Source organism: Nonomuraea sp. NPDC023979 (assembly GCF_040639085.1).
Lineage (GTDB): Bacteria > Actinomycetota > Actinomycetes > Streptosporangiales > Streptosporangiaceae > Nonomuraea > Nonomuraea ceibae.
On the sequence record NZ_JBEZZG010000020.1, the window covers coordinates 113,490 to 122,567 of the forward strand.

At 73.3% G+C, this 9,078-nt stretch carries 8 protein-coding genes; all 8 read left to right on the forward strand.

Annotation, left to right across the window (positions count from 1 at the left end; translation table 11 throughout):
- Positions 1-37 precede the first annotated feature (37 nt).
- Positions 38-1,219, forward strand: coding sequence for an adenylyltransferase/sulfurtransferase MoeZ (gene moeZ, locus AB0G11_RS30160; protein ID WP_219504820.1), 1,182 nt, complete (start codon positions 38-40; stop codon positions 1,217-1,219).
- Positions 1,220-1,269: 50 nt separating this feature from the next.
- Positions 1,270-1,989, forward strand: a complete 720-nt coding sequence (locus AB0G11_RS30165; RefSeq protein ID WP_308125736.1) for a hypothetical protein — start codon at positions 1,270-1,272, stop codon at positions 1,987-1,989.
- Complete coding sequence (locus AB0G11_RS30170) at positions 1,983-3,203, forward strand: S8 family serine peptidase (protein ID WP_357589978.1); 1,221 nt, start codon at positions 1,983-1,985, stop codon at positions 3,201-3,203. Before AB0G11_RS30165 ends, AB0G11_RS30170 begins: the two co-directional genes overlap by 7 nt.
- A 56-nt stretch (positions 3,204-3,259) precedes the next feature.
- Positions 3,260-4,162: a hypothetical protein gene (locus AB0G11_RS30175; protein ID WP_357589980.1), complete on the forward strand. Its 903-nt coding sequence runs from the start codon at positions 3,260-3,262 to the stop codon at positions 4,160-4,162.
- Positions 4,156-5,316, forward strand: a complete 1,161-nt coding sequence (locus tag AB0G11_RS30180; RefSeq protein WP_219504823.1) for a S8 family serine peptidase — start codon at positions 4,156-4,158, stop codon at positions 5,314-5,316. The genes AB0G11_RS30175 and AB0G11_RS30180 overlap by 7 nt, the downstream gene beginning before the upstream one ends.
- 22 nt (positions 5,317-5,338) lie before the next feature.
- On the forward strand, positions 5,339-5,698 hold the full coding sequence (locus AB0G11_RS30185; protein WP_219504825.1) for a hypothetical protein: 360 nt from the start codon (positions 5,339-5,341) through the stop codon (positions 5,696-5,698).
- Positions 5,686-6,009 (forward strand): MGMT family protein, encoded by a 324-nt coding sequence (locus AB0G11_RS30190; RefSeq protein WP_219504827.1) that lies wholly within the window; start codon positions 5,686-5,688, stop codon positions 6,007-6,009. The genes AB0G11_RS30185 and AB0G11_RS30190 overlap by 13 nt, the downstream gene beginning before the upstream one ends.
- A 94-nt stretch (positions 6,010-6,103) precedes the next feature.
- Positions 6,104-8,953 (forward strand): CDP-glycerol glycerophosphotransferase family protein, encoded by a 2,850-nt coding sequence (locus tag AB0G11_RS30195; RefSeq protein ID WP_357589982.1) that lies wholly within the window; start codon positions 6,104-6,106, stop codon positions 8,951-8,953.
- The last annotated feature ends 125 nt before the right edge of the window (positions 8,954-9,078 follow it).

The following is a 9,078-nucleotide window of genomic DNA, read 5'->3' on the forward strand; positions in this document are numbered from 1 at the left end:
ATGGAGATAGAGACCCCCTGAAACGGGAGCGTAGAAAGTGTCGTTGCCACCGCTGGTAGAGCCGGCCGCCGAGCTCACCGTCGACGAAGTGCGCCGTTACTCGCGTCACCTGATCATTCCCGACGTGGGGATGGCCGGGCAGAAGCGGCTCAAGAACGCCAAGGTGCTGTGTGTCGGCGCCGGCGGTCTCGGGTCGCCGGCGCTGCTCTATCTCGCCGCGGCGGGTGTGGGCACCCTCGGCGTCGTCGACTTCGACGTCGTGGACGAGTCCAACCTGCAGCGCCAGGTCATCCACGGCCAGTCCGACGTGGGCAGGCTGAAGGCCGAGAGCGCCGCGGCGTCCGTCCGGGAGATCAACCCGCTGATCGACGTCGTGATCCACAACACGGCGCTGACCACCGAGAACGTCATGGAAATCTTCTCCGGCTACGACCTGATCCTCGACGGCACCGACAACTTCGCCACCCGCTACATGGTGAACGACGCCGCGGTGCTGCTGGGCAAGCCGTACGTCTGGGGCTCGATCTACCGCTTCGACGGCCAGGCGAGCGTGTTCTGGGCCGAGCACGGCCCCTGCTACCGCTGCCTCTACCCGGAGCCCCCGCCTCCCGGCATGGTGCCGTCGTGCGCCGAGGGCGGCGTGCTCGGCGTGCTGTGCGCGTCGATCGGCTCCATCCAGGTCAACGAGGCGATCAAGCTGCTCACCGGCATCGGTGACCCGCTCGTCGGCCGCCTGATGATCTACGACGCCCTGGAGATGAAGTACCGCGACGTCAAGGTCCGCAAGGACCCCGAGTGCGTGCTGTGCGGCAAGAACCCGACGGTCACCCAGCTCCTGGAGGACTACGAGGCGTTCTGCGGCGCGATCTCCGACGAGGCGGCCGAGGCGGTCAGCGGCTCCACGATCACCGCCCAGGAGCTCAAGGCCATGCAGGACAACGGCGAGAACATCTTCCTCGTCGACGTCCGCGAGCCGAACGAGTACGAGATCGTCTCCATCCCGGGCGCCACGCTGATCCCCAAGGGGGAGTTCCTCAACGGCTCGGCCCTGGAGAAGCTGCCGCAGGACAAGCGGATCGTGCTCCACTGCAAGTCCGGCGCCCGTTCGGCGGAGGCGCTCGCGGTCGTCAAGAACGCGGGCTTCGCCGACGCCGTCCACGTCGGCGGTGGCGTGCTGAGCTGGGTCAAGACCGTCGACCCGAGCCTGCCGTCCTACTGAGTCTGCTTTCCGACGGATGACACGGGGTCGCCCGCATTAAGGTCGATCCCGTGGACAACGCCCGCCTCTGGCCTTCCCTGCTGGTGGCCTCCGCGCTGACTCTGGTCTGCGCGGTGGCCGCCGGGGTCGCGGCCGGTTCGGCGAGCGGCGAGCTGACCCGGGGTCCCACCGCGGCCGAGCTCAGGGCCGCCGCCGAGCGCGAGGTCGCCGAGCGCTGGCGCACCTGGGCGGCCGGGCGCGTCTTCCCGTCCAGCCTCGCCTACTCTGCCGAGCAGGGCGGCCGCGAGCGGGCCCGCCGGATCGGCATCTCGCCGCGCACCACCTGTCACGACGCCGTCGACGCCGAGGCCGCCGCCGCGCTGGCCGCCGCGGGCTGCCGCGCCGTGCTGCGCGCCACCTACATCGACGCCCTGCGCGGCGTGCTCGTCACCGTGGGCGTGGTCGCGCTGCCCGACAAGCAGCGCGCCGCCCGCGCCAGGTCCGCCTTCCCGGGCAGCGGCGCGCCCGTTCCCGGCCTGCGCCCGCTGGCCTTCCGCGGCACGGTGTCCGACCGGTTCACCCCCGCCGTGCGGCAGTCCGGCTCGGTACGGCAGGCGGGCCCGTACCTGGTGCTGACCACGGCGGGCCAGGTCGACGGCCGGCCGGCGAGCAAGTCGGGCGAGCAGCGGCCGGCGGTCTTCGCCTTCGCGACCGAGATCTCCGAGCGCGTCCTGGCCGACCTGAGCAGGCCCCGGATGCCCAACTGCGCGGCCGAGGAGTGGCGGTGCTGAGCCGCGGGCCGCTCGTGCGGGCGGCGCTCCTCGCCGGGCTGCTGCCGGCGCTCACGGCCCCGGCGTGGGCGGACGAGGTACGGTCCGGGCAGGAGCGGGTCATCAGGACGCTGGACCTGGCCAAGGCGTGGCGGATCAGCGAGGGCGACGGCGTCACCGTGGCCGTGCTCGACTCGGGCGTCGACCCGGGCCACCGCGACCTGGCGGGCTCGGTCACCGTCGGCCGCGACTTCACCGCGGGGGCGAACCCGCCGGGCGTCACGCCCCGCCGCCTGCACGGCACGTACATGGCCTCGCTGATCGCCGGGCACGGGCACGGCCCGGACGGGAAGCTGGGCGTCATCGGGGTCGCGCCGCGCGCCCGGGTGCTGTCGGTACGGGTGATCCTGGAGGACGAGGAGCCGGGGTTCCGCACGTTCAACACCGACGAGCGGTTCGAGAACGTGGTCGCGCGCGGCATCCGCTACGCCGTCGACCGCGGGGCCGACGTGATCAACCTGTCGATCTCCAAGGAGCTGGCGACCCGCCAGGACCGGGCGGCCGTGCGTTACGCGGTGTCCAAGGGGGTCGTGGTGGTTGCGGCGGCGGGCAACGAGGGCACCCGCGAGGTCGAGGGCGGCGGCGCGGCGCCGTACTCCTACCCGGCGGCCTTCCCCGGCGTGGTGTCGGTGGGGGCGACCGACGGGAGGCTGCGGCGGGCGACGTTCTCCAACTGGAACTCCTCGGTGGTGGTGGCCGCGCCGGGCGTCGACATCATGGGCGCGGGGCCGGGCGACGCCTACTGGGTGGGCCGGGGGACGTCGCAGGCGACCGCGCTGGTGTCGGGGGTGGCCGCCCTGATCAAGGCCGAGTATCCGGACCTGTCGCCGCCGCTCGTCGTGCGGGCGCTCGCGGCCAGCGCCGACGACCGGCCGCCGGGCGGCTACGACACCGGCACCGGGTTCGGCGTCGTCAACGCCGCCAGGGCGCTGGCCGAGGCGGAGCGGCTGGCCGGGCACACCGAGACCGCGGCGGGCGCGCAGGCGGCCGACCCGGACAGGCCGCTGGGCCAGGCGCCGCCCGCCCCGATCCAGGTCGTGCACCGCGACGGCGCGCACATCCTGCTGCACGGGGGCCTCGCGGCGGCGCTGGCCGTGGTGGCGCTGGGATCGCTGGGAGCCGTCGTCGCCCTGGTCAGAAGGGGCCGACGCCCACACAATGACCAAGAGGCATGATCCGCCCCGTTAGGGGGACGAAATAGACACGAAGCCGAGCTGGGAACGAGGCGGTGGTGAAGGCACGTAGGCCCACCTCAGGACTACCGCGCGTCGGGGGACGATCCACGCCGGGACGGAGCAATCCGCTCGGCGCCACCACCGGCCGCCGGTCGCGCGTGCGCGACTGGCCCACGGCGGGCATGCGGAGCAGGCGGGCGGCGGCCGAACGCGCCGAGACCGACTCCCTCCAGCAGGGCGTCCGCTACCGGCGCATGTTCGTCGCGCTCCTCACCGTCATCGTGGCCGTCTCGGCCGTCGTCGTGCTGCTCGGCACCGCCGGCCTGTTCAAGGAGACCCGGTCGCGCCCGCTGACCGCCGAGGAGCAGAACCGCTACAAGCAGGAGGAGATCGCCCGCCGCTGGCAGGCGTGGCCCACCACCGGCGTCTTCCCCGAAGAGGTCAAGTACCTCGGCCTCGACCGCGCGCAGCAGTACGCCAGGCGCGTCGGCATCGCCCCCGAGACCGCCTGCCGCGACGCCGTCGACCCGTCCGTGGCCGGCGTCCTCGACGAGTACGGCTGCGTCTCCATGCTGCGCGCCACCTACGTCGACCAGACCTCCACGTTCGTCATGACCGTCGGCGTGGCCGTGCTCAAGGACGAGGCGGCCAGGGCGTCCGTCACCGACCAGCTCAGCCAGGACGACCGCGTCGGCGTGCTGCCCGTCGCCTTCCCCGGCACCGTGACCGAACGGTTCGGCGTGCAGCAGCGCCAGCGCACCGGCTGGGTGGGCGCCGGGCCGTACATCGTGTTCTCGACCGCCGGTTACGCCGACGGCCGCACCAGGGCCGCGGTCCCGCCCGAGGAGATCCTGCACCCCGAGCTCTGGCCCGCCGCCAAGTCCGTCGGCAACCAGATCGCCTACTTCCTGGCGGACCCGCCCAAGGTCCCGCCCTGCACCCAGGGGAACGTGTGCTGACCGTCGTCCGCGTTCTCACCGCCGCGATGCTGGCCCTGCACGCCCCCACCGACCCGCCCATCCGCGAGCAGCAGCAGTGGGTGCTCGACGCGCTCAACGTCGAGCAGGCGTGGAACGTCACCAAGGGCGCCGGCGTCACCGTCGCCGTGATCGACAGCGCCGTCGACACCCGGGTCAAGGAGCTGCGCGGGCGCGTCACCGTGGGCCCCGACATGAGCTCGGGCTCGGCCCGCCCGCGCGAGGTCGAGCCCGGCGAGCACGGCACTGCCATGGCCGCGCTGATCGCCGGATCGGGAGCCGGGGACGGGTTCGTCGGCGTCGCCCCGGAGGCCCGGGTGCTGTCGCTGCCGCTGGCCCTGGACGAGAACCCCGAGGACCAGATCGCCCCGCCGCTGCTCACCGACCCCGGCGCCACCGAGAGCCCGCTCGCCCGCGCCCTGCGCTACGCCACCAACCACGGCGCCAAGGTCATCAGCATGTCGATCGGCAACTACGGGCCGCACAAGTCCGAGCGCGAGGCCGTCTCCTACGCGCTCGGCAAGGGCGTCGTCCTGGTCGCCGCCGCGGGCAACGACGGGCAGACCAGCTACACCAAGGACAACGAGACCTCCTACTGGAGCTTCCCCGCGGGCTACCCGGGCGTCATCGGCGTCGCGGCCGTGGACAAGACGAGCAAGCCCGCCCCGTACAGCAGCGACAACCTGTCCGTGCTCGTCGCCGCGCCCGGCTCCGGGGTGCCCGTGGTCCAGCGCGGCAGCGGCTACGCGCTGTCCGACGGCACCAGCTCGGCGGCGGCGCTGGTGGCCGGGGTGGCCGCGCTCGTCAAGGCGCGCTACCCCGACCTGCGGCCCGAGCAGGTCGCGCAGGCGCTCGCCACCGGGGCGCGGGGCCGCCCCGCCGCCGGGTACGACGACAGGACCGGGTTCGGCGTGGTCGACGCGGGCGCCGCGCTGAACGCCGCCGAACGGCTCACCGGCCACAAACGCCAGGTCCCCGTACCCGCTGACCAGCACTTCGGGCAGGGCGAGGACACCCCGCAGCCGTCGGCCCCCGGACCCGACCCGTGGCGGCTCTGGCTGTACGGGATCGGCGTCCTCGTGGCCCTCGTCATGTTCTGCGGGGCCATCGTGCTCCTCAATCAGCGGAGGGAGTAAAGATCCGCTATGGTCCCCCGTCATGGGATACGAGCTACGCGTGGTTCGTGAGGCGCCGCTGGCCTTCGCGGAGGTCGCGAAGGCGATCGCGCCGGCGGGTTTCGAGCTGCGCGGATCGCACGAGATCGTCGCCAGGCACGGCGACGGCACGCACGCCGTGGGCGCATGGCGTGAGCAGGTGATCGGGGCGCCCGGCTCCGACTGGCAGGTGGCCCAGCTCGTCCGGCTGGCGGGCGTGCTCGGCGCCCGGCTCATCGGCGAGGACGGCGAGGTCTACGGGCTGCGTGAGGGCGTGGTCGAGGTGGTCGCCGACGGGTCGGTGATCGAGCTTGGCAAGCTGGACGAGATGATCGACGCGGGACCGGCGGCGTGGAGCCGCTGAAGCCGTTCGCCGAGCGCGTGCTCGACCTCGTCGAGCGCATCCCGCCCGGCAAGGTCATGTCCTACGGCGACATCGCCGAATACCTGGGCGAGGGCGGCCCCCGGCAGGTGGGACGCGTGATGTCCGTGTGGGGCGGCGGCGTTCCGTGGTGGCGCGTGGTGCACGCTGACGGCAGCGGCGTGGCCCCTGACCACCTGCAACGCTGCCTGGCGCACTGGCGCGAGGAGGGCACCCCGTTGCGGGGGGAGCGCGTGGACATGCGCGGCGCCCGCTGGGACGGGCGTTCAGCCGATTCTCAGGAAGGCCGCTGACCTGCCGGTTCCCTGAATGGGCGATTTGGTAGTAGGTGACTCCTATTACCATGGGCAGAACACTGACGGCAGCCTGAAAGGCGGTGCCTCCCCGATGGCTACCGGCGTAACTGCCCAGAGCCCGGGCGGCGATGCGGTCCCCGACCGACTCAAGGCCGTCCAGGACCTCTGCGACCGTGGCGAGCCACTCGACGCGGTCATGCGCGCCGTCGGGCCGGGCGGCCGCGACGCGGCGTTCGACGCCGAGGTGCTCAGCGGGCCGCTCGGCGCGCGGATGGACCTCGCGGTCAAGCGCGGCGCCGCCCGCAGGCGCGAGCTCGTCGACCTCGTGCGACCCTACCTGGCGGGCGTCGCCGCGGGGGTCAAGCGCGAGCTGCCCGTGGCCCGCCGCCTCATCTGCCACCTGATCGAGCACCGCCCCGACGACGAGCTCGTCGAGGGCGAGACCCTCGCCAAGGTCGTGGCGGCCGCCGCCGAGCCGTCCAAGCGCATCCGCAAGGGCCTGCGCTGGTACGCCGACCTGCCGTTCCGCGACGAGCTGCCCGCCGAGCTGTTCCGGCTGCGCCGCGCCGACCTGGTGCCCGTCACGCACATCGACGACATCGTGTGGGTCGACGGCAAGCTGCGCATCACCGGTTTCGCCTACCTGGCCGGCCTGTCGGTGCGCAGCCGCCGCTTCAACCGCGCGACCGTGGTGCTGCGCGGCCCGCGCTGGCTGCCGCCGGTGCGGCTGCGCACCCGCCGCGTGCTCGCCCCCGAGGCCACCCACGGGGCCCGCGAGCCCGGCTGCAACTACGACTGGTCGGGCTTCCACGCCGAGCTGAGCCCGTGGGCGCTGCGCTGGCGCGGCGCCGTCCGCGGCCTGGTCTCCGGCGTGCGCCGCCGCCTGCGCCGCCGTCCCGCCGTGCGCGACACCACCACGTGGCGGGCCGAGATCGTGTTCTGGAGCCGTGGCGCCCGCGCCACCGGCCTGCTGCGCGGCGCGTCCATCGGCCGCAGCGAGCGCCCCGCCGGCCGCCAGCTCAAGCCTGGCTGGTGGGCCAGGCCCGTCTGGACCTCCGACCGCGCCCTCCAGGTGGTGCTCCAGCCCAACCGGGCCGAGCTCACCGGCGTCACCGTCGACGACGAGCGCCTCCAGCTCAAGATCCACCTGCCCGACCGCGTCGTCACCAAGGGCCACGCCCGGCTCGGCGGCCACCGCATCGCCGCCGACTTCAGCCCGGCGGGCAAGGGCACCGACGTGCTGCTGACGCTCGCCGTGCCCGCGCTGCTGCAGGAGAAGGACGGGCGGCGGCTGTGGGTCGAGCCCAAGGGCGACCCGGCGGCCTCCGTCATGCTCGGCGACCTCAAGGGCACCAGGGCCGTGGCCGGCGACCGCGAGATCACCGTGCTCGGCGACCGCCGTGACCGCGTGGTCGTCTCCGCCCACCGCATCCGCCCGGTGATCTCCTCGGCCGTCTGGGACGGGCCCACGCTCGTCCTGCGCGGCCACTACCCCGACGCCGAAGGGCCGCGCTCGCTCACCCTGCGCCACCGCTCCGGCCTGGCCTACCAGGTCCCGATGGAGCGCGAGGGCGAGGAGTTCACCGTGCGCGTCCAGCCCGGGTTCATGGACCGCTTCGGCGAGGCGGTGCCGCTGTCGTCCGGCACCTGGCAGATGTCCGTACGGCACCCGTCCGGCGAGATCGTGCCCGTGCGCATGGACCATGCCGCGCTGGAGACCCTCGACGAGGACCCGCGCGTGCTCGGCGGCCACTCCTTCCGCATGGTCTCCACCCGCTTCGACGTGCCGGTGGTCGTCTCGGAGGAGGAGCGGCCCGCCGCCGAGAAGGGCGTCGCCGGCACCCACGTGCTGCGTCGCGTCTTCTACCCGGCCCAGCGCACCGAGCCGCTCGACGAGGCCACCGTCTACGTGGTCAACGACGGCCGCCTGTACGCCGACAGCGTCCGCGCCATCTACGAGGAGCGGGTGCGGCGCGGCGACGACCGCCCGCACATCTGGATCGTCAAGGACGGCGCGTTCACCCCGCCCGACGGCGCCACCTCGGTGCGCGCGGGCAGCCGCGAGCACCACGCCGCGCTGGCCCGCTCGCGCTACATCGTCACCAACGCGTTCCTGCCCGTCTGGTTCCGCTCCCGCGAGGGCCAGGTGGTCGTGCAGACCTGGCACGGCACCCCGGTCAAGCACATCGGCAACGACCAGGCCCACATGCGGCGCGACCCCAAGCCGCCGGTCTGGCACCGCCAGGCCGCCGAGGTGCGCGGCTGGGACGTGCTGCTGTCGCAGTCGCCGTGGGCCACGCCGGTGCTGCGCAAGGCGTTCGGCTACCAGGGCGAGGTGCTGGAGAGCGGGCTGCCGCGCAACGACGTGCTCACCTCGCCCGACCGTGACGAGCTCGCCGCCGCCGTGCGCGAGCGGCTCGGGCTCGCCGAGGGCAAGCGCGTGGTCCTGTACGCGCCCACGTGGCGCGATTACGACCGCAAGAACGCGATGGTCAAGCTCGACCTGGCCAAGGCGCGTGAGGCGCTGGGCGCCGACCACGAGCTGCTGGTACGGGCGCATCCCATGCAGGCCATGCCCGCCGTTCCCGACATCGCGCGTGACGTAACGACTTATCCGGATATGGCGGATCTGCTGCTCGTGGCCGACGTGCTGGTGACCGACTACTCGTCCGTCATGTTCGACTTCGCGGTCACCGGGCGGCCGATCGTCCTGTACGGCTACGACCTGGCCAAATACTCCGCCAAGCGCGGCATCTACGTGGACCTGCCCGAGGTCGCCCCCGGGCCGGTGCTGTCGACCTCCGGCGAGGTCGTCGAGGCGCTGCGCTCCATCGACGAGGTCGCGGCCGCCCACGCCGACCGCTACGACGCCTTCCGGGCCACGTTCGCGCCGCGCGACGACGGCAAGGCGACGGCCCGCGTGGTCGACCACGTTTTCTGAGGGCGTACCGACGACGGCGTGTCGGGGCGAATCCTGAATTTTGCCCCGATTGGCCCCGATAACGTGGGCGTCCGCGCGGGGAGACCGGGCAAGTCGGCACGATCTACCCCTGTGGTCTGGTGGAA

What these genes read in the sequence shown, in the direction of transcription:
- AB0G11_RS30185 (WP_219504825.1), top strand. Translation starts at nt 5,339, where the DNA reads ATGGGATACGAGCTACGCGTGGTTCGTGAGGCGCCGCTGGCCTTCGCG.
- AB0G11_RS30195 (WP_357589982.1), top strand. Translation starts at nt 6,104, where the DNA reads ATGGCTACCGGCGTAACTGCCCAGAGCCCGGGCGGCGATGCGGTCCCC.